14 protein-coding genes and 1 riboswitch are annotated in these 17,847 nt (G+C 71.5%); of the genes, 9 read left to right on the top strand and 5 right to left on the bottom strand.

Annotation, left to right across the window (positions count from 1 at the left end; all coding sequences use genetic code 11):
* Positions 1 to 5: 5 nt before the first annotated feature.
* The 3 genes from ACIO3O_RS10650 to ACIO3O_RS10640 form a co-directional block, all read right to left on the bottom strand.
* Positions 6 to 1,592, bottom strand: a complete 1,587-nt coding sequence (locus ACIO3O_RS10650; protein WP_401744325.1) for an ATP-binding protein — start codon at positions 1,590 to 1,592, stop codon at positions 6 to 8.
* Between the two features lie 85 nt (positions 1,593 to 1,677).
* On the bottom strand, positions 1,678 to 1,911 hold the full coding sequence (locus ACIO3O_RS10645; RefSeq protein ID WP_401744324.1) for a hypothetical protein: 234 nt from the start codon (positions 1,909 to 1,911) through the stop codon (positions 1,678 to 1,680).
* A 124-nt stretch (positions 1,912 to 2,035) separates the two neighbouring features.
* Complete coding sequence (locus ACIO3O_RS10640; protein ID WP_401744323.1) at positions 2,036 to 2,533, bottom strand: DUF6082 family protein; 498 nt, start codon at positions 2,531 to 2,533, stop codon at positions 2,036 to 2,038.
* 193 nt (positions 2,534 to 2,726) lie between these two features.
* Here ACIO3O_RS10640 and ACIO3O_RS10635 point away from each other — a divergent pair, with 193 nt between their 5' ends.
* The gene (locus tag ACIO3O_RS10635; protein WP_401744320.1) at positions 2,727 to 3,863 is read left to right on the top strand and encodes a CobW family GTP-binding protein; all 1,137 of its coding nucleotides are present in this window, start codon (positions 2,727 to 2,729) and stop codon (positions 3,861 to 3,863) included.
* Between the two features lie 68 nt (positions 3,864 to 3,931).
* On the opposite strand, the gene ACIO3O_RS10630 is transcribed toward ACIO3O_RS10635, so the two are convergent.
* Complete coding sequence (locus ACIO3O_RS10630) at positions 3,932 to 6,385, bottom strand: DNA topoisomerase (ATP-hydrolyzing) subunit A (protein ID WP_401744319.1); 2,454 nt, start codon at positions 6,383 to 6,385, stop codon at positions 3,932 to 3,934.
* Between the two features lie 295 nt (positions 6,386 to 6,680).
* Between ACIO3O_RS10630 and ACIO3O_RS10625 the strand changes: the two genes are divergently transcribed.
* The 4 genes from ACIO3O_RS10625 (at position 6,681) to ACIO3O_RS10610 (ending at position 11,514) form a co-directional block, all read left to right on the top strand.
* A complete protein-coding gene (locus tag ACIO3O_RS10625) occupies positions 6,681 to 8,045 on the top strand; it encodes a M16 family metallopeptidase (protein ID WP_401744317.1) in 1,365 nt (454 codons plus the stop codon).
* A gap of 47 nt (positions 8,046 to 8,092) precedes the next feature.
* Positions 8,093 to 9,457, top strand: a complete 1,365-nt coding sequence (locus ACIO3O_RS10620) for a M16 family metallopeptidase (RefSeq protein ID WP_401744494.1) — start codon at positions 8,093 to 8,095, stop codon at positions 9,455 to 9,457.
* A 244-nt stretch (positions 9,458 to 9,701) separates the two neighbouring features.
* Positions 9,702 to 9,872: riboswitch (cyclic di-AMP (ydaO/yuaA leader) on the top strand.
* A 13-nt stretch (positions 9,873 to 9,885) separates the two neighbouring features.
* Positions 9,886 to 10,677, top strand: a complete 792-nt coding sequence (locus tag ACIO3O_RS10615) for a M23 family metallopeptidase (protein ID WP_401744316.1) — start codon at positions 9,886 to 9,888, stop codon at positions 10,675 to 10,677.
* Between the two features lie 177 nt (positions 10,678 to 10,854).
* The gene (locus ACIO3O_RS10610) at positions 10,855 to 11,514 is read left to right on the top strand and encodes a GntR family transcriptional regulator (protein WP_401744314.1); all 660 of its coding nucleotides are present in this window, start codon (positions 10,855 to 10,857) and stop codon (positions 11,512 to 11,514) included.
* A 184-nt stretch (positions 11,515 to 11,698) separates the two neighbouring features.
* Here the strand turns inward: ACIO3O_RS10610 and ACIO3O_RS10605 are convergent, their stop codons facing one another.
* Positions 11,699 to 11,980 carry an HPr family phosphocarrier protein gene (locus ACIO3O_RS10605; RefSeq protein ID WP_189823340.1) on the bottom strand — a complete coding sequence of 94 codons (282 nt, stop codon included), beginning with the start codon at positions 11,978 to 11,980 and terminating at the stop codon, positions 11,699 to 11,701.
* A 149-nt stretch (positions 11,981 to 12,129) separates the two neighbouring features.
* Here ACIO3O_RS10605 and ACIO3O_RS10600 point away from each other — a divergent pair, with 149 nt between their 5' ends.
* The 4 genes from ACIO3O_RS10600 to ACIO3O_RS10585 all read left to right on the top strand — a co-directional run bounded on the left by ACIO3O_RS10600 (position 12,130) and on the right by ACIO3O_RS10585 (position 17,819).
* Entirely contained in the window at positions 12,130 to 15,273 is a 3,144-nt protein-coding gene (locus ACIO3O_RS10600) for a GNAT family N-acetyltransferase (RefSeq protein WP_401744312.1), read from the top strand.
* A 64-nt stretch (positions 15,274 to 15,337) separates the two neighbouring features.
* A complete protein-coding gene (locus ACIO3O_RS10595) occupies positions 15,338 to 15,934 on the top strand; it encodes a DUF5998 family protein (RefSeq protein WP_401744310.1) in 597 nt (198 codons plus the stop codon).
* Positions 15,934 to 17,124 carry an alkaline phosphatase family protein gene (locus ACIO3O_RS10590; RefSeq protein WP_401744309.1) on the top strand — a complete coding sequence of 397 codons (1,191 nt, stop codon included), beginning with the start codon at positions 15,934 to 15,936 and terminating at the stop codon, positions 17,122 to 17,124. The genes ACIO3O_RS10595 and ACIO3O_RS10590 overlap by 1 nt, the downstream gene beginning before the upstream one ends.
* A 44-nt stretch (positions 17,125 to 17,168) precedes the next feature.
* Complete coding sequence (locus ACIO3O_RS10585; protein WP_401744307.1) at positions 17,169 to 17,819, top strand: thymidine kinase; 651 nt, start codon at positions 17,169 to 17,171, stop codon at positions 17,817 to 17,819.
* The last annotated feature ends 28 nt before the right edge of the window (positions 17,820 to 17,847 follow it).

The raw sequence follows: 17,847 nt of genomic DNA, 5'->3' as shown, positions 1-17,847 counted from the left end.
GGCCCTCAGGCGGGAGCGGACAGCGCCTCCGGGAGGACGACCGTGAACTCCGCGCCGCCGCACGGGGCCTGACCCACCCGCGCGCTGCCGCCGTGCCGCTCGGCCAGACGTCGTACGAGAGCGAGACCCAGCCCCCGCTTCCCGTGCGACGGGAGTTCCTTGGTCGTCCAGCCCTCCGTGAAGATCGACTCACGCTCCTCGGCCGGTACTCCGGGCCCGCTGTCCGTCACCCGCAGCACCACCTCCCGGCCCCGGGCGTACAGCGCCACCTCCACGAAGGCACCGGGTGAACCGGCCGCCGCGTCCAGGGCGTTGTCCACCAGATTGCCGACCACCGTGACGAGCCCGCGCGGGTCCACCAGCCGGTCCGGCAGCATCGTCTCCGCCGCCGGGCGCAGCACCACCGCGCGCTCCGCCGCGACCGTCGCCTTGCCGACCAGCAGGGCGGCGAGGAGCGGGTCATGGACGCGCTCGGTGAATTCCTCCGCCGTCGCACGGTGCACTCCCGCAACTTCCGTCACGAAGTCCATCGCCTCCTCGTGCATGCCCAGTTCGAGGAGGCCGAGGAGGGTGTGCATGCGGTTGGCGTGCTCGTGGTCCTGGGCGCGCAGGGCGTCGATCAGGCCCCGGGTGGAGTCCAGTTCGCGGCCCAACTGCTCCAGTTCGGTCCGGTCGCGCAGGGTGGCCACGGCGCCGCCGTCGTCGGTGGGCATGCGGTTGGCGACCAGCACCCTGGGTCCTCGTACGGTCAACAGGTCCTCGCCCGACACCCGCCCCGCGAGCACGTCCGCGGTACGTCCCTCTCCCAGCACCTCGTCCAGGGGCCGCCCGGTGGCCTCGTCGCCGATGCCCAGCAGCCGCCGCGCCTCGTCGTTGACCAGCCGCACCCGGCCCGCCGGGTCCAGGGCCACCACCCCCTCCCGGATGCCGTGCAGCATGGCCTCGCGCTCGTCGAGGAGGGCGGCGATGTCGGAGAAGGCCAGGTCGTGGACCTGCCGTTGCAGCCTGCGCGAGATGAGGTACGCGGCCAGGGCGCCGACCGCGAGCGCGCCGCCCGCGTAGGCCAGCAGCCCGGGGATCGCGGCGAGGAGACGGGCGCGGACGCTGTCGTACTCGATGCCGACCGAGACCGCGCCGACGATCCGTCCGGCCGCGTCGCGCAGCGGGACCTTGCCCCGGGCGGAGGGGCCCAGCGTGCCGCTGTCGATCTCCATGACCTCGCGTCCGGCGAGGGCGCCGCTGGGGTCGGTCGACACCGTCTGCCCGATGCGCGCTGCTGCGGTGTGCGACCACCGCACCCCCCGCCGATCCATGATCACGACGTACTCGGCACCGGTCGCCCGCCGAATCCGCTCGGCCTCGGCCTGCACGGGCCCGCCGGGGGCGGCCGGCGAGCGGAGGAGGGTCTGCGCGACCTGGGGCGAGGCGGTGGTCTGCGCGATGGCGAGCGCCCGCCGCATGGCCTGATCGTCGAGCTGGGCGCCGAGGGGGGCGAGGAAGAGCCCGGTGGCGAGAACGGTGATGCCGGCGGCGATCGCCAGCTGCAGCAGCAGGAACTGGGAGACGACGCGCTGGGGCCAGGTGATGCGCATGAGTACGCACCGTAGACGCAGGACGCAGCATTGGCTGCGGCGCATCCGGTACGGAGGTTCCCACGGCCTCCGTACCGAATGGGTGTCACGCGTCCGGGATGTCGGCCTTCGCTCTGATGAGGGTTTCGCGGGTGATCACGACGATCCGCTCGTAGTCCGCGCGGCCTGCGTCGGAAGGGAGGGCCCCGTCGAGGGTGGCGGTGGCATCGGTGCCGATGACGGCGAAGTTTCCGTCGTTCAATTCGAAGATGTCCGGGCACGTCTGGCCGGACATACTGCCTCGTTCACGAGGGGATGCACCGATCCTGCGCTTGATCATTGGTGGGGCTCATCTCTTTATTTGCGACGGAAGTGTTCAACCCCCCACAAAAACGAACGAGTTGGTGGAAAGTTCCGCAACGTTCGCAAATGACAGAAAATGAACCTATTTCGTGCCACGGTTTTCAGGTGACCCACCAGCGGTCCCGTTCGTCACTCGCTCGAGCGACGACCGTGTCCGCCATCCGTGCGAGCTGTCGCTCCGTCGAATCGGCGGGCAGCGTTTCCCGGTGATGGCGGGTGGCGTCCCAGTAATCACGGAAGAGGGCACTCTGGGAGATGCCCCTGAGGTGCGCGAGGGTTTCGGCCGTACTGATGGTGCCGAGGCGATAGGCGTGCAGGAGGTTGCCGTAGAGCGCGTTGGCGAACAGGAACTGACGTTGTTTGTCGACCGATATGTCCTCGTCGTACGTGTCGAGTACGGCGGCGAGTTCCGGATCGTCCATCGCCTTGCAGAGAAGGTCGAATTGGAGCCGGTGCTTGTCGGCGAGTTCCTTACGGCGTTGCATATATCTATGCTGGGCAATTTGTGCGACAAGGGCCGCGAATGCTGCGGCCGACGTCGCGGCGTATGCGATTCCGGTTACCGGCACCCTGTGCCGACGGCATCCGTGCACGTGCATGACCCACCCCACCCCCGAACTCCGGCTTCCAGGGTGGCGGGCGGTCCCGTCCAGTGGGAGGCGGAGAGACGGCGCACAGAAGGAACGATCCCTCGAACAAAAGCGCGCCATATCGAATGTGTGCCCGGTGTGCGCCGCCGACAACCGCTCACCGCCCGGCAGGGCCTTGACCGGGCTCCTTTACGATCGAGGGATGTCCAGGCAACAGATTCCCGTCGTCGTCCTCGCCGGATTCCTGGGATCGGGGAAGACGACCCTGCTCAATCATCTGCTCAAGCGGAGTCGTGGGACCCGGATCGGGGCGATCGTCAATGATTTCGGGGCGATCGAGATCGATGCCATGGCGGTGGCGGGGCAGCTGGGCGACTCGACGGTTTCGCTCGGGGACGGGTGTCTGTGCTGTGCGGTGGATGCCAGTGAGCTTGATCTGTACCTGGAGAAACTGACCGATCCCGCGGCCGGGATGGACGTCATCGTCATCGAGGCGAGCGGGCTGGCGGAGCCGCAGGAGCTGGTGCGGATGCTGCTGGCGAGCGAGAACCCGCACGCCGTGTACGGGGGGCTCGTCGAGGTGGTGGACGCGGCCGAGTTCGCGGCGACCAAGGTGCGGCACCCGGAGATCGTGCGGCATCTGGCGATCGCCGATCTGGTCGTGCTGAACAAGACGGACCGGGTGGGGGAGACGGAGCTGGCCGCGCTCCGGGAGGAACTGGGCGGGATCGGGAGCGGGGCGGTGATCTGCTCCGCGTACGGGCGGATCGACCCGGACGTGCTCTTCAACCGGCGGACCGATGCTCAGCACCGCGAAGACGGCTGGCAGTTGAGCTTCGAGGACCTGCGCGCGGAGATCGAGGGCGGCCGGGAGGAGGATCACGGTGGGCATCTGCACGCCGCGTACGAGAGCGTGGACTTCGTGTCGGACGTGCCCATGGACCCGGGGCGGCTCATGGGATTTCTGGATGCGCGGCCCGAGGGGCTGTACCGGATCAAGGGGTACGTCGACTTCGGTGCCGCCGACGCGCGGAACCGGTATGCCGTGCACGCAGTGGGGCGGTTCCTGCGGTTCTACCCGGAGCCCTGGGCGCCTGGCGAGGAGCGGCTCACGCAGCTGGTGCTGATCGGGTCCGGGACGGACAGCCAGGTGCTGCGGGAGCGGCTCGCCGGGTGCGTGGGGGAGCCGAGCGCACGGGATGTGGCGCCCGGTGAGGACACTCCGGCGGAGCGCGCCATGTGGGGTGTGCTGAGGTACGTACAGGCGGAAGAGTCTGGCGAGGGGTCCGCAGAAGGGTCTGCAGAGGGGTCCGCAGAGGGGGCCTCCGAGGAGTTTTAGGGGCGGGTACGGGGCGGGGGTGCGGGGCACGACCGCCCCGCACCCCCGACCCGTACCGGACAGTGCGTCTACACCGACCCTGCCAGCGCCGCCACCGGCTTCTCCAGCGGGGTGCCCGAGCCGTCGCGGCGCGGGTCGAGGTCGGGGAGGTCGGCCGGGGTGCCGTTCTTCTGGGCGGCACGGGCCGGGGCGGCCCCCGCCCACGCCAGCATCAGGACGTCCTCCCCGCGCAGGAAGCGCTGGCAGCGGACGCCGCCCGTGGCGCGGCCCTTGCGCGGGTACTGGTCGAACGGGGTGAGCTTGGCGGAGGACTCCGCGTCGCCCAGGAGGGTGCCCTGGGAGCCCGCCACCGTGAAGACCACCGCGTCGGCTGCCGGGTCGACGGCGCTGAAGGAGATCACCTTGGCGCCCGCGGCGAGCTTGATGCCCGCCATGCCGCCCGCCGGACGGCCCTGCGGGCGTACCTGCGCGGCCTGGTAGCGCAGGAGTTGGGCGTCGTCGGTGATGAAGACCAGGTCCTCCTCGCCGGTGCGCAGCTCCTGGGCGCCCACGATGCGGTCGCCGTCCTTGAGGGTGATGACCTCCAACTCGTCCTTGTTGGACGGGTAGTCGGGGACCACCCGCTTCACGACGCCCTGCTCCGTACCGATCGCGAGGCCGGGGGAGGACTCGTCGAGGGTGGTCAGGCAGATCAGCGTCTCGTCGCCCTCCAGGGAGAGGAACTCGGCGACCGGGGCCCCGCCCGAGAGGTTCGGCGCGGAGGCCGTGTCCGGGAGCTGGGGCAGGTCGATGACGGCCAGCCGCAGCAGGCGGCCCGACGAGGTCACCGCGCCGACGGTGCCGCGCGCGGTCGCGGGGACCGCGGAGACGATCACGTCGTGCTTGGTGCGGCGGGCGTCGTCCAGGGCGAGGGGCTCGCCGTTGGGCGTACGGGCCAGAAGACCGGTGGAGGAGAGCAGGACGCGGCACGGGTCGTCCGGGACCTCCAGCGGCACGGTGGCGACGGCCGAGGCGCCCGACTCCAGCAGCACCGTACGGCGCTCGGTGCCGAACTTCTTCGCCACGGCGGCCAGTTCGGCCGAGACCAGCTTGCGCAGCTCCGCGTCGGACTCCAGGATGCCGGTCAGCTCGTCGATCTCGCCGTTGAGGCGGTCGCGCTCCGACTCCAGCTCGATCCGGTCGAACTTGGTCAGGCGGCGCAGCGGGGTGTCCAGGATGTACTGGGTCTGGACCTCGGAGAGACCGAAGCGCTCGATCAGGCGCTCCTTGGCCTGCGCCGAGTTCTCGCTGGAGCGGATGAGGCGGATGACCTCGTCGATGTCGATGAGCGCGACCAGCAGGCCCTCGACCAGGTGCAGCCGGTCCCGGCGCTTGGTGCGGCGGAACTCGCTGCGCCGTCGTACGACCTCGAAGCGGTGGTCGAGGTAGACCTCAAGGAGTTCCTTGAGGCCGAGGGTCAGGGGCTGGCCGTCGACCAGGGCGACGTTGTTGATGCCGAAGGACTCCTCCATCGGCGTCAGCTTGTAGAGCTGTTCCAGGACGGCCTCCGGGACGAAGCCGTTCTTGATCTCGATGACCAGGCGCAGGCCGTGCGAGCGGTCGGTGAGGTCCTTGACGTCCGCGATGCCCTGGATCTTCTTCGCGCCGACCAGGTCCTTGATCTTCGCGATGACCTTCTCCGGGCCGACCGTGAAGGGCAGTTCCGTGACGACCAGGCCCTTGCGGCGCGCCGTCACGTTCTCCACGGCGGCCGTGGCGCGGATCTTGAAGGTGCCGCGGCCCTTCTCGTACGCGTCCTTGATGCCCGCGAGACCGACGATCCGGCCGCCGGTCGGCAGGTCGGGGCCCGGTACGAAACGCATCAGCGTCTCCAGGTCGGCGCCCGGGTGCTTGATCAGGTGGCGGGCGGCCGCCACGACCTCGCCCAGGTTGTGCGGCGGCATGTTGGTGGCCATGCCGACCGCGATGCCGGTGGCGCCGTTGACCAGCAGGTTCGGGTACGCGGCCGGGAGCGCGACGGGCTCGCGCTCCTTGCCGTCGTAGTTCGGGTTGAAGTCGACCGTGTTCTCGTCGATCGACTCCGTCATCAGCGACGTGGCGTCGGCCATCTTGCACTCGGTGTACCGCATGGCGGCCGGCGGGTCGTCGTTGCCCAGCGAGCCGAAGTTGCCGTGCCCGTCGACCAGCGGCAGCCGCATCGAGAACGGCTGCGCCATGCGCACCAGCGCGTCGTAGATGGACGCGTCGCCGTGCGGGTGCAGCTTTCCCATCACCTCGCCGACGACGCGGGCGCACTTCACGTACCCCCGGTCGGGGCGCAGGCCCATCTCGTTCATCTGGTAGACGATGCGCCGGTGTACGGGCTTGAGGCCGTCCCGCGCGTCCGGCAGGGCGCGCGAGTAGATCACCGAGTAGGCGTACTCAAGGAAGGAGCCCTGCATCTCGTCGACGACGTCGACGTCGAGGATCTTCTCCTCGAACGCCTCGTCAGGCTGCGGGGTCTTCGTGCTGCGGCGGGCCATCGCGGGCGCGGCTCCTTCTCACTGTTCAACGGGCGGTTGCTGGACTGATTCGTGCGGACGCGGGGGTTCCTGACGCGGACCATTGTGGACCGCCCCACTGACAACGCCGACCTCGACCCGTCCGTAGCGGCCGTGCGGCCGTACGGGAGCGGAGTCGGCAGGAGAACAACGAAGACTCGGCAGGAGAAGAACGAAGACTCCGGGAAACGGGAACTTCGCGGACTGTCAGTGCGCTTGCATACAGTGGCAGGACTTAATTGCAGGACTTGTCTCATACGCGATCGAAGGGACGTACATGCCCATGGGTCACACGGCCACAGCGCAGGCCGGCTCCGGCGGCCTGAGCGCGACCGAGCACCGGCTTGCCAACGGTCTGAGGGTGATCCTCTCCGAGGACCACCTGACCCCGGTCGCCGCGGTCTGCCTCTGGTACGACGTCGGCTCGCGCCACGAGGTCAAGGGCCGCACCGGCCTGGCGCACCTCTTCGAGCACCTCATGTTCCAGGGTTCCGCCCAGGTCAAGGGCAACGGCCACTTCGAACTGGTGCAGGGTGCGGGCGGTTCGCTCAACGGCACCACCAGCTTCGAGCGCACCAACTACTTCGAGACCATGCCCGCGCACCAGCTGGAGCTGGCGCTGTGGCTGGAAGCCGACCGGATGGGCTCGCTGCTCACCGCGCTCGACGACGAGTCGATGGAGAACCAGCGCGACGTCGTCAAGAACGAGCGCCGCCAGCGCTACGACAACGTGCCCTACGGCACCGCGTTCGAGAAGCTGACCGCGCTGATGTACCCCGAGGGCCACCCGTACCACCACACCCCGATCGGCTCCATGGCCGACCTGGACGCGGCCACCCTCGAAGACGCCCGCGCCTTCTTCCGTACGTACTACGCACCCAACAACGCGGTGCTGTCGATCGTCGGCGACATCGACCCCGAGCAGACGCTCGCCTGGGTGGAGAAGTACTTCGGCTCCATCCCCGGCCACGACGGCAAGCAGCCGCCCCGCGACGGCTCGCTGCCCGACGTCATCGGCGGCGAACTGCGCGAGGTCGTCGAGGAGGAGGTCCCGGCGCGTGCGCTGATGGCCGCCTACCGGCTGCCCAGCGACGGCACCCGCGAGGCCGACGCCGCCGACCTGGCGCTCACCGTCCTCGGCGGCGGCGAGTCCTCCCGGCTGCACAACCGTCTCGTACGTCGCGACCAGACGGCCGTGGCGGCGGGCTTCGGCCTGCTGCGCCTGGCCGGTGCCCCCTCGCTGGGCTGGCTGGACGTCAAGACCTCGGGCGGCGTGGAGGTTGTGGCCATCGAGGCCGCCGTCGACGAGGAGCTCGCCCGGTTCGCCGCGGAGGGCCCCACGGCCGAGGAGATGGAGCGCGCCCAGGCCCAGCTGGAGCGCGAATGGCTGGACCGCCTCGGCACGGTCGCCGGCCGCGCCGACGAACTGTGCCGGTACGCCGTCCTGTTCGGCGACCCGCAGCTCGCGCTCACCGCGGTGAACCGCGTGCTGGAGGTCACCGCCGAAGAGGTCCGGGTCGTCGCCGAGGCCCGGCTGCGCCCGGACAACCGCGCGGTCCTGGTGTACGAACCGCTGGCCGCCTCCGACGACGTACAGGAAGGCGTGCAGGACGAAGACGAGCAGGAAGGGGCGGACAAGTGACGGAGACCGCAGCCACCACCGGCGAGAGCGCAGCCGTGACCAGCGAGATGCAGTTCCACCCGCAGCCGCAGCCGGGTCCCGCCACCCCGTGGGCCTTCCCGGCCCCCGAGCGCGGCGCCCTGCCCAACGGCCTGACCGTGCTGCGCTGCGACCGCCCCGGCCAGCAGCTGGTGGCCGTCGAGGTCTTCCTCGCCGCGCCCCTGGAGGCCGAGCCCCAGGGTCTCGACGGCGTCGCCACGATCATGTCGCGCGCCTTCACCGAGGGCACCGACAAGCACTCCGCCGAGGAGTTCGCCGCCGAGCTGGAGCGCTGCGGTGCCACCCTCGACGCGTTCGCCGACCACCCGGGCGTGCGGGTCTCCCTCGAAGTCCCGGTCTCCCGGCTGCCGAAGGCGCTCGGACTGCTCGCCGACGCTCTGCGCGCACCGGCGTTCGCCGACGGCGAGATCGAGCGTCTCGTCCGCAACCGGCTCGACGAGCTGCCGCACGAGGCGGCCAACCCGCAGCGGCGGGCCGCCAAGCAGCTCTCCCACGAGCTCTTCCCGGCCGACCTGCGCATGTCGCGCCCGCGCCAGGGCACCGAGGAGACGGTTCGGAACATCGACTCCGCGGCCGTGCGCGCCTTCTACGAGGCGCACGTCCGCCCGGCCACCGCCACCGCGGTCGTCGTCGGCGACCTCACCGGCATCGACCTGGACGCCGTCCTGGCCGACACCCTGGGCGCCTGGACGGGCAACACGGCGGCCCCGCGCCCCCTCGCGCCGATCACCGCCGACGACTCGGGCCGGGTGGTCGTCGTGGACCGGCCCGGCGCCGTCCAGACGCAGCTGTTGATCGGCCGCATCGGCGCCGACCGGCACGACCGCGTCTGGCCCGCCCAGGTGCTCGGCACGTACTGCCTCGGCGGCACCCTCACCTCCCGCCTGGACCGCGTCCTGCGCGAGGAGAAGGGCTACACCTACGGCGTGCGCGCCTTCGGCCAGGTGCTGCGCTCCGCCGAGGACGGCACGGGAGCGGCCATGCTGGCCATCAGCGGCTCCGTGGACACCGAGTCGACCGGGCCCGCCCTGGACGACCTCTGGAAGGTCCTGCGGACGCTCGCGGCCGAGGGCCTCACCGACGCCGAGCGCGACGTCGCCGTGCAGAACCTGGTCGGGGTCGCCCCGCTCAAGTACGAGACGGCTTCGGCCGTCGCGGGCACGCTGGCCGACCAGGTCGAGCAGCAGCTGCCGGACGACTTCCAGGCCCAGTTGTACGCACGGCTCGCCGCGACCGGCACCGTGGAGGCCACCGCCGCCGTGGTGAACGCCTTCCCGGTGGACAAGCTGGTCACGGTCCTGGTCGGCGACGCCTCGCGGATCGCCGATCCGGTGCGCGCGCTGAACATCGGCGAGGTCACGGTGGTCAGCTGACCGGTCTGCCGACCGGCTGGCTGACCGATCAAAGGTCATCCGCAGGAGCACCACAAAGCATGACAAGAAGGACCCCGACGACTTCCGAGTCGTCGGGGTCCTCCCTTATGTCCGAATTATTGCGGAGGTTGCCTGTCTGCCGTGTGGGCTCCTTCACAAAAACGGCCGTCTGTTTGGAGATTGAAAGTACGGCCGTTTAGCGTCGACCCGGCTGTCCGTCAGAGTGCGCCGCAACCGCGGCACCGGGCAGTCATCGCCGAGTCCCCGTCAGGCGCGAGCCTGGGGAGCCGGGGACCCATACGAAGTCCCTGGGGTGAATCGGACGCCATCGCCCTTCACGGGTGGGTGGAGTCCGTAGGAGACCTTCCTGCTCCGAACCCGTCAGCTAACCCGGTAGGCGAGAAGGAAGGAAAGGACACAGCCACTCCATGGCGTTCACCCGTGCCGCCGGGAAGCACCGGCGTCCCTCCGTGCTGTCGCGCAAGAGCGCCAACATCGCCGGAGTCGCCGCCCTCACCACGACCGGTGTCATCGGAACCCTGGCCCCGCAGGCCATCGCCGCCGAGCAGGACCTGGCCGCGGAGGACACCGGCACCATCCGCGCCGTCGCCCTGGACCACTCCGCCGCGACCGTGGCCCAGCGGATCGAGGAGCAGGCCCACGCGCAGCAGAAGGCGCTGGACGAGGCCGAGGCCGCCCGCAAGGCGGAGGCCGAGCGCAAGGCCGAGATCAAGCGCAAGGCCGAGGCCAGGGCCAAGAAGGAGCGCGAGGAGCGCGAGCGCGCCGCCCGCGAGGCCGAGCGCAAGCGCCTCAACACCTTCCGCCTGCCGGTGGCCGGTTCGTACGTCTCCACCAGCTACAAGTCCGGCGGCTCCCTGTGGTCCTCCGGCAGCCACTCCGGCGTCGACTTCCACGCCTCCTCCGGCTCCTCCGTCGTCGCCGTCGGTTCCGGCACGGTCGTCGAGGCCGGCTGGGGCGGCGCGTACGGCAACAACATCGTGATCAGGATGAACGACGGCTCGTACACCCAGTACGGCCACCTCTCCTCGATCGGCGTCTCGGTCGGCCAGTCCGTCGGCTCCGGCGACCAGATCGGCCTGTCCGGCTCGACCGGCAACTCCACCGGCCCGCACCTGCACTTCGAGGCCCGCACCTCGCCCGAGTACGGCTCGGACATCGACCCGGTCGCGTACCTGCGCGAGCACGGCGTCAGCGTCTGACCCGCACACCCCGCAGCGAGCGCCCCGCTTGAGGCCTTCGTGAAAATGCCCCGGCTCCCCGCGAGCCGGGGCATTTTTCGTGCCCGGAGGCCATCGGTCGCGGATTTCCTTCCGTAATTCCCCGCCACTGCAATACAGTTGACGGAAACAATTCGGCGGGCGGACGGAGATCCGGGCATGCGTATTCCCGCGCATTCGGTGTGTACGGCGATCCGCGACGACATCGTCTCCGGCGTCCTGCCACGCGGCAGCCGCCTCACGGAGGAGGTGCTGGCCCGCCGGTACGGCGTCTCGCGCGTCCCTGTCCGCGAGGCGCTGCGCACGCTCCAGGCCGAGGGCTTCGTCGTCACCCGGCGGCACGCGGGCGCCTGTGTGGCCGAGCCGAGCGCACAGGAGGCCGCCGACCTGCTGGAGATGCGGGCGCTGCTGGAGCCACTGGGTGCGGCACGGGCGGCCGCCCGGCGCACCGACGCCCACCTCAAGGTGCTCCGGGGCCTGGTCAGGCTGGGGCAGGAGCGGGTCAGGCGGCCCGAGACCGCGGATCTGGGGGCGCTCGGCGGCTGGTTCCAGGAGACGCTCGCCCAGGCGTCCGGCAGCCCCGGGCTGATCGCCCTGCTCACCCAGCTCAAGCATAAGATCGCCTGGATATACGTCGTCGAGCGTCCGGAGCGGCCCGTGGAGCTCTGGGCCGAACGGGGGGCGATCGTGGACGCGGTGGCCCGCCGCGACGCCGAACGGGCGAGGGCGCTGACCGCGCGGCACGCGGAGCGGGCGGTGGCCGCGCACCGCATGAGGATTCCGCAACATGCCGTCAACGTTGCAGGCGGCCGGAATTAACATGCGGGCCCTATAAAGGGGAGCACGGCAATTCACGTACTCCTGGAATTCCCCGGCAACGGCAGAAGCCGCAGCCCCCGAATTCGGGATGCCGCGGCTTCTGCGCGAAGAATTCGCCCGTACGGGCGCGACCTTCGGAGGTCTTCAGCAGACCTCAAGCGGACCTCACGGGGGCCGCAGGGGTTCAGACGGTCTCGGGGAGCTCGTCCAGGCCCTCGGCGACCAGCTTCGCGAGACGGTCCAGGGCGGCGTCCGCGCCCTCGGCCTCGGACGCCAGCACGATCTCCTCGCCGCCCTGCGCGCCCAGGCCCAGCAGCGCCAGCATCGACGCGGCGTTGACCGGGTTGCCGCCCGCCTTGGCGATGGTGACGGGGACGCCGGTGGCCGTGACGGCGCGGACGAAGATGGAGGCGGGGCGGGCGTGCAGGCCCTCGGCCCAGCCGACGGTGACGCGGCGCTCAACCATGGTGTTGCCCTTCATGTGCTTATTGGTTGTCTAGACCAGTCTCTCACGTGGTGCGGGCTGCTCTGCCCGGCGAAAGTCCCGAACAGGACGGGCCGGACAGGACCAGACTGCCCCGCTCTCCGGGTGCCCGCGAGTCGTAGGCTGCACCCATGGCCAAGGCTGCGGACGATGCGGATCAGGTGAACGGTGCGCGCCGGCACGCGCACTCCGACCAGGCGGAGCGCTCGCACCCCCACCGGCCGGAGCACGCGTACCCCGACCACTGGGAGGCCGACGTCGTGCTCCGCGACGGCGGCACGGCGCGCATCCGGCCCATCACCACGGACGACGCCGACCGGCTGGTCAGCTTCTACGAGCAGGTCTCGGACGAGTCGAAGTACTACCGCTTCTTCGCGCCCTACCCCCGGCTGTCCGCCAAGGACGTCCACCGATTCACCCACCACGACTACGTCGACCGGGTGGGCCTGGCCGTCACCGTCGGCGGAGAGTTCATCGCCACGGTCCGGTACGACCGCATCAACGCCCAGGGCCTGCCCGCCTCCGGCCCCGACGCCGACCAGGCCGAGGTCGCCTTCCTGGTCCAGGACGCCCACCAGGGCCGGGGCGTCGCCTCCGCCGTCCTCGAACACATCGGGGCGGTCGCCCGCGAGCGCGGCATCCGGCGCTTCGTCGCCGAGGTGCTCCCCGCCAACTCCAAGATGATCAAGGTCTTCACGGACGCGGGCTACCAGCAGAAGCGTTCCTTCGAGGACGGCGTCGTCCGCCTCGAATTCGACCTGGAGCCCACCGACCGCTCGCTCGCCGTGCAGCGCGCCCGCGAGCACCGCGCCGAGGCCCGCTCCGTGCAGCGGCTCCTCGCGCCCGGCTCCGTCGTGGTCGTCGGCGCGGGCCGCTCCCCGCAGTCCGTGGGGCGCACGGTCCTGCGCAACCTCCTCGGAGCGGGCTTCACGGGTCGTACGTACGCGGTCAACGCGGCCCTGGACGCGGGCGTGAGCGAACTCGAAGGCGTCCCGGCGTACCGCTCCGTCGCGGAGATCGGCGTCCCGGTGGACCTCGCGGTCGTCGTCGTCCCGGCGGACAAGGTCCTCGACGTCGTCGCCGACTGCGGCGCGAGCGGGGTGCAGGGGCTGGTCGTGCTGGCCGCCGGGTACGCCGAGAGCGGGGCCGAAGGGCGGGAGCGGCAGCGGGAGTTGGTGCGCCGGGCCCGTTCGTACGGGATGCGGATCATCGGGCCCAACGCCTTCGGCATCATCAACACCTCGGAGTCCGTACGCCTCAACGCCTCCCTGGCGCCCCGCTCGCCGGACCGGGGGCGGATCGGCCTGTTCGCCCAGTCCGGTGCGATCGGCATCGCGCTGCTGTCCGGGCTGCACCGGCGCGGCGCGGGCGTCTCCGCCTTCATCTCCGCGGGCAACCGCGCCGACGTCTCCGGCAACGACTTCCTCCAGTACTGTCACGAGGACCCGGACACCGACGCGGTCCTCCTCTACCTCGAATCCATCGGCAACCCCCGCAAGTTCACCCGCCTGGCCCGCCGCACCGCCGCCTCGAAGCCGGTCGTGGTCGTCAAGGGGGCGCGCCACAGCGGGAGTACGCCGCCCGGGCACGCGGTACCGGTGGCGCGCATTCCGGATGCCACGGTCTCGGCGCTCTTCCGCCAGGCGGGGGTCGTCCGCGTGGACACCGTCACCGAACTCGTCGACGCGGGGCTCATGCTGACCGGCCAGCCCCTCCCGCGCGGTCCGCGCACCGCCATCCTCGGCAACTCCGAGTCCCTCGGCCTCCTCACGTACGACGCCTGCCTGGCGGAAGGGCTGCGTCCGCTCCCGCCGCGCGACCTGACCACGGCCGCCACCCCGGCCGACTTCCGCCGGGCCCTGGCCGGCGCCCTGGCCGACTCGGCCTGCGACGCGGTGATCGTCACGGCCATCCCCTGGGTGGGGGAGTCCGGAACCACGGAGTCCGGCGACGGCGAGGTCCTGGCCGCGGCCCTGCGCGAGGCGGCCTCGACGGCCCCGGCGAAGCCGGTCGCGGTGGTCCACGTGGAGATGGGCGAACTCGCGGAGGCCCTGGCGGCGGCGACGAGCACGGCACCGGGCAGGACGGACTCGGGTACGGGTTCAGCCGGTGCCGCTGCGGCGGGGTCGTCGGGTGCGGGCTCAGCCGGTGCCGTTGCGGCGGGGGCGTCGGGCGTGGGCTTGGGGGCACCGGGTGCGGGCTCCGCCACCCCGCCCGCCACAGGTGCCGGTCCTGCCACCCCGGCGCCCGGCGCAACGCCTCCGCCCCCGCCGCCCGGCTCCGGCGGAGCCTCCGCCCCGAGCCCCGCCACGCCCGCCGGGCAAGCCGGTCCGGAAGCGGGTCCGGACGCCGGTCCGGGGGCCGGTCCGGGAGCCGCCCTGCCCCCCGATTGGACCCCCGCCCCCCGCCGCATCCCCGCCTACCCCGCCGCCGAACGGGCCGTGCGGGCGCTGGCCGAAGCCGTTCGGTACGCGCAGTGGCGGCGGGATGCCGCCGAGCCGGGGAAGGTGCCCGCGTACGAGGACATCGACGAGGGCGGGGCCGCCGCCCAGATCGACGCCCTGCTCGCCGCCGACGGCGACCCGCGCGGGCTGCCGCTCAAGCCCGACGCCGCCCGCGAGCTGCTCGGCCGGTACGGGATCGACGTACGGGACGCCCTGCCCGCGCCCGGCCCGGACGCCGCCGTCGCGGCGGCGGAGCGGCTCGGCTACCCCGTCGCCCTGAAGACCACCGCCCCGCACCTGCGCCACCGCCCCGACCTCGGCGGCGTACGCCTGGACCTGGCGGACGAGGACGACCTGCGACGGGCGTACACCGAGCTGACGGACGCCCTCGGCAAGCCCGAGGAACTGCTCCTGGTCGTGCAGGCCATGGCCCCGCGCGGGGTGGACACCGTGGTGCGGGCCGCCATCGACCCTGCGGTCGGCGCGGTGCTGTCCTTCGGGCTCGCCGGAGCCGCGTCCGAACTGCTCGGGGACACCGCGCACCGGCTCGTCCCGGCCACCGACCGGGACGCCGCCGAACTGATCCGGTCCATCCGGACCGCCCCCCTCCTCTTCGGCTGGCGGGGCTCCGCGCCCGTGGACACCGCCGCCCTGGAGGAACTGCTGCTGCGCGTCTCGCGGCTGGTCGACGACCACCCCGAGGTGGTCGGCGTCGCCCTCGAACCCGTGGTCGTGGCCCCCGACGGACTGTCCGTGCTGAGCGCGACCGTACGACTGGCCCCTCCGGCGGTACGGGACGACCTCGGCCCGCGCAGCCTCCCGAGCTACTGAGCCCCCAGGTCCCACCCCCGGCGCAAGGGACATCCGCCCTCCCGGGCCCCGTAGGATGGAAGGCATGGCGAAGACCGGTACGACGACCCAGGGGCTGCGGGCAGCGATCGAGCGCAGCGGCTACTACCCGGCTCTGGTGGCCGAGGCGGTGGAGGCCGCCGTCGGCGCGGAGCCCATCTCGTCGTACCTGGTGCACCAGGAGACCACGTTCGACTCGAACGAGGTCCGCCGTCACGTCACTGTCCTGGTCCTCACCGGCACCCGCTTCATCGTCAGCCACACCGACGAGCAGAACGCGGACACCAGCTCCCCGACGCCGTACGCCACCACCTCCACCGAGTCCGTGAAGATCGGCCGGATCTCCTCGGTCGTGGTCAGCCGGGTCGTGGCCAATCCGGAGAAGTACGTTCCGGGGACGCTGCCCCGCGAGGTTGTCCTCACCATCGGCTGGGGCGCCGTCGCCCGCCTGGACCTGGAGCCCGCCGCCTGCGGCGACCCCAACTGCGACGCCGACCACGGCTACACCGGCAGCTCCACCGCCGACGACCTGAGCCTGCGCGTCAGCGAGGCCGGGGACGGCCCGGACACGGTCAAGCAGACCCTCGTCTTCGCGCAGGCCCTGTCCGAGGCGACGGCCGCGACCGGCTCCGCCGCCCGCTGATGGCGCTGCCCGCCGCCTGGCAGGACCCCGTCCCGCTCGCGCTCGACACCGCACCGGTCCCGGAGTACGGCTCCGGCTCCCTCGCGGACCTGCTGCCGACGCTGGCGGCAGGCATGGACGTACCCGGAATGACCGCCGCCATCGGCGAGTTGACGCCCGCCGACCGCAACTGCGTCTTCCTGATCGACGGCCTCGGCTGGGAGCAGATCAAGGCACACCCGGACGAGGCCCCGTACCTGCACTCCTTGCTGTCCTCCTCGCGCGGCGGCACCGGACGGCCGATCACCGCGGGCTTCCCCGCCACCACCGCGACCTCGCTCGCCTCGGTCGGCACGGGCCTGACCCCCGGCGTGCACGGCCTGGCGGGCTACACGGTCCGCGACCCGGACACGAACGCGCTGATGAACCAGCTGCGCTGGCGCCCCTGGACCGACCCGCACGTCTGGCAGCCGTACCCCACGGTCTTCCAGCTCGCGGACGCGGCGGGCGTGCACACCGCGCAGGTCTCCTCCCCGGACTTCCAGCACACCCCCCTCACCAAGATCGCGCTGAGCGGCGGCACCTTCCAGGGCCGCCTCACCGGCGAGGACCGGATGGACCTCGCCGCGCGGCACCTGGCGGCGGGGGACCGCTCCCTCGTCTACACGTACTACAGCGAGGTCGACGGCGCGGGCCACCGCTTCGGCGTCGACTCCGACGCCTGGCGCGGCCAGCTGATGCACGTCGACCGGCTCGCCCAGCGCCTGGCGGAGCAACTTCCGCCGCGCAGCGCCCTGTACGTCACCGCCGACCACGGCATGATCGACATCCCCTTCGACGAGCAGTCGCGCATCGACTTCGACGAGGACTGGGAACTGAGCGCGGGCGTCGCCCTGCTCGGCGGCGAGGGTCGCGCCCGCCACGTGTACGCGGTCCCCGGCGCGACCGGCGACGTGCTCGCCGTGTGGCGCGAGGTGCTCGGCGAGCAGTTCTGGGTGGCGAGCCGCGACGAGGCGATCGCCCTCGGCTGGTTCGGACGTGACGTCGACGAGCGCGTCCACGGCCGGATCGGCGACGTGGTCGCCGCCGCCCACGACGACGTGGTGATCACCGCCTCGCGCAACGAGCCCGGCGAGTCCTCGATGGTCGGCATGCACGGCTCGATGACCCCGGTGGAGCAGCACGTCCCGCTCCTCGAAGTCCGCGTCTAATCCCACTTCTCCCTCCTCTTACTGCCCGAAAGGCTCAACTCCTCATGTCCGAGCTGGTGTTCTTCTCTGGAACGATGGATTGCGGGAAGAGCACCCTGGCACTCCAGATCGGCCACAACCGTTCCGCGCGCGGGCTCCAGGGCGTCATCTTCACGCGGGACGACCGGGCGGGCGAGGGCAAGCTGTCGTCGCGGCTGGGGTTGGTGACGGATGCCGTCGAGGCGGGGCCCGGGCTGGATCTGTACGGGTACGTGGTGGACCAGGTGTCGCGCGGCGGCAAGGTGGACTACGTGATCGTGGACGAGGCGCAGTTCCTGGCGCCGGAGCAGATCGACCAGTTGGCGCGGATCGTGGACGACCTGGACCTGGACGTGTTCGCGTTCGGGATCACGACGGATTTCCGGACGCGGTTGTTCCCGGGTTCGCAGCGGTTGATCGAGTTGGCGGACCGGCTGGAGACCTTGCAGGTCGAGGCGATGTGCTGGTGCGGGGCGCGGGCGACGCACAACGCGCGCACTGTGGGCGGCGCGATGGTCGTCGAGGGCGAGCAGGTCGTCGTGGGCGACGTGAACCAGCCCGCCGAGGACATCGGGTACGAGGTGCTGTGCCGCCGTCACCATCGCAGGCACATGACGAGCGCGTCGGCGCAGGCCGGGGTGCTGTCGCCGGATGTGCTTCCGGTCGGTGCGGGATGAGTGCCGTGATGGTTTTGGTGGGGTGGGG

It is taken from the genome of Streptomyces sp. NPDC087440 (assembly GCF_044744005.1).
In the GTDB taxonomy this organism is placed as follows: Bacteria; Actinomycetota; Actinomycetes; order Streptomycetales; family Streptomycetaceae; genus Streptomyces.
Note: the sequence above shows the minus strand (reverse complement) of the source record. Positions and strands in the feature narration are given on the sequence as shown.

Excerpts from the sequence above, each read along its gene's own strand:
- ACIO3O_RS10595 (WP_401744310.1), top strand. The coding sequence starts at position 15,338 with ATGGCGAAGACCGGTACGACGACCCAGGGGCTGCGGGCAGCGATCGAG.
- ACIO3O_RS10640 (WP_401744323.1), bottom strand. The coding sequence starts at position 2,533 with ATGCACGTGCACGGATGCCGTCGGCACAGGGTGCCGGTAACCGGAATC.
- ACIO3O_RS10600 (WP_401744312.1), top strand. The coding sequence starts at position 12,130 with ATGGCCAAGGCTGCGGACGATGCGGATCAGGTGAACGGTGCGCGCCGG.
- ACIO3O_RS10610 (WP_401744314.1), top strand. The coding sequence starts at position 10,855 with ATGCGTATTCCCGCGCATTCGGTGTGTACGGCGATCCGCGACGACATC.
- ACIO3O_RS10605 (WP_189823340.1), bottom strand. The coding sequence starts at position 11,980 with ATGGTTGAGCGCCGCGTCACCGTCGGCTGGGCCGAGGGCCTGCACGCC.
- ACIO3O_RS10645 (WP_401744324.1), bottom strand. The coding sequence starts at position 1,911 with ATGATCAAGCGCAGGATCGGTGCATCCCCTCGTGAACGAGGCAGTATG.
- ACIO3O_RS10585 (WP_401744307.1), top strand. The coding sequence starts at position 17,169 with ATGTCCGAGCTGGTGTTCTTCTCTGGAACGATGGATTGCGGGAAGAGC.
- ACIO3O_RS10630 (WP_401744319.1), bottom strand. The coding sequence starts at position 6,385 with ATGGCCCGCCGCAGCACGAAGACCCCGCAGCCTGACGAGGCGTTCGAG.
- ACIO3O_RS10620 (WP_401744494.1), top strand. The coding sequence starts at position 8,093 with ATGCAGTTCCACCCGCAGCCGCAGCCGGGTCCCGCCACCCCGTGGGCC.
- ACIO3O_RS10625 (WP_401744317.1), top strand. The coding sequence starts at position 6,681 with ATGCCCATGGGTCACACGGCCACAGCGCAGGCCGGCTCCGGCGGCCTG.
- ACIO3O_RS10635 (WP_401744320.1), top strand. The coding sequence starts at position 2,727 with ATGTCCAGGCAACAGATTCCCGTCGTCGTCCTCGCCGGATTCCTGGGA.
- ACIO3O_RS10615 (WP_401744316.1), top strand. The coding sequence starts at position 9,886 with ATGGCGTTCACCCGTGCCGCCGGGAAGCACCGGCGTCCCTCCGTGCTG.
- ACIO3O_RS10650 (WP_401744325.1), bottom strand. The coding sequence starts at position 1,592 with ATGCGCATCACCTGGCCCCAGCGCGTCGTCTCCCAGTTCCTGCTGCTG.
- ACIO3O_RS10590 (WP_401744309.1), top strand. The coding sequence starts at position 15,934 with ATGGCGCTGCCCGCCGCCTGGCAGGACCCCGTCCCGCTCGCGCTCGAC.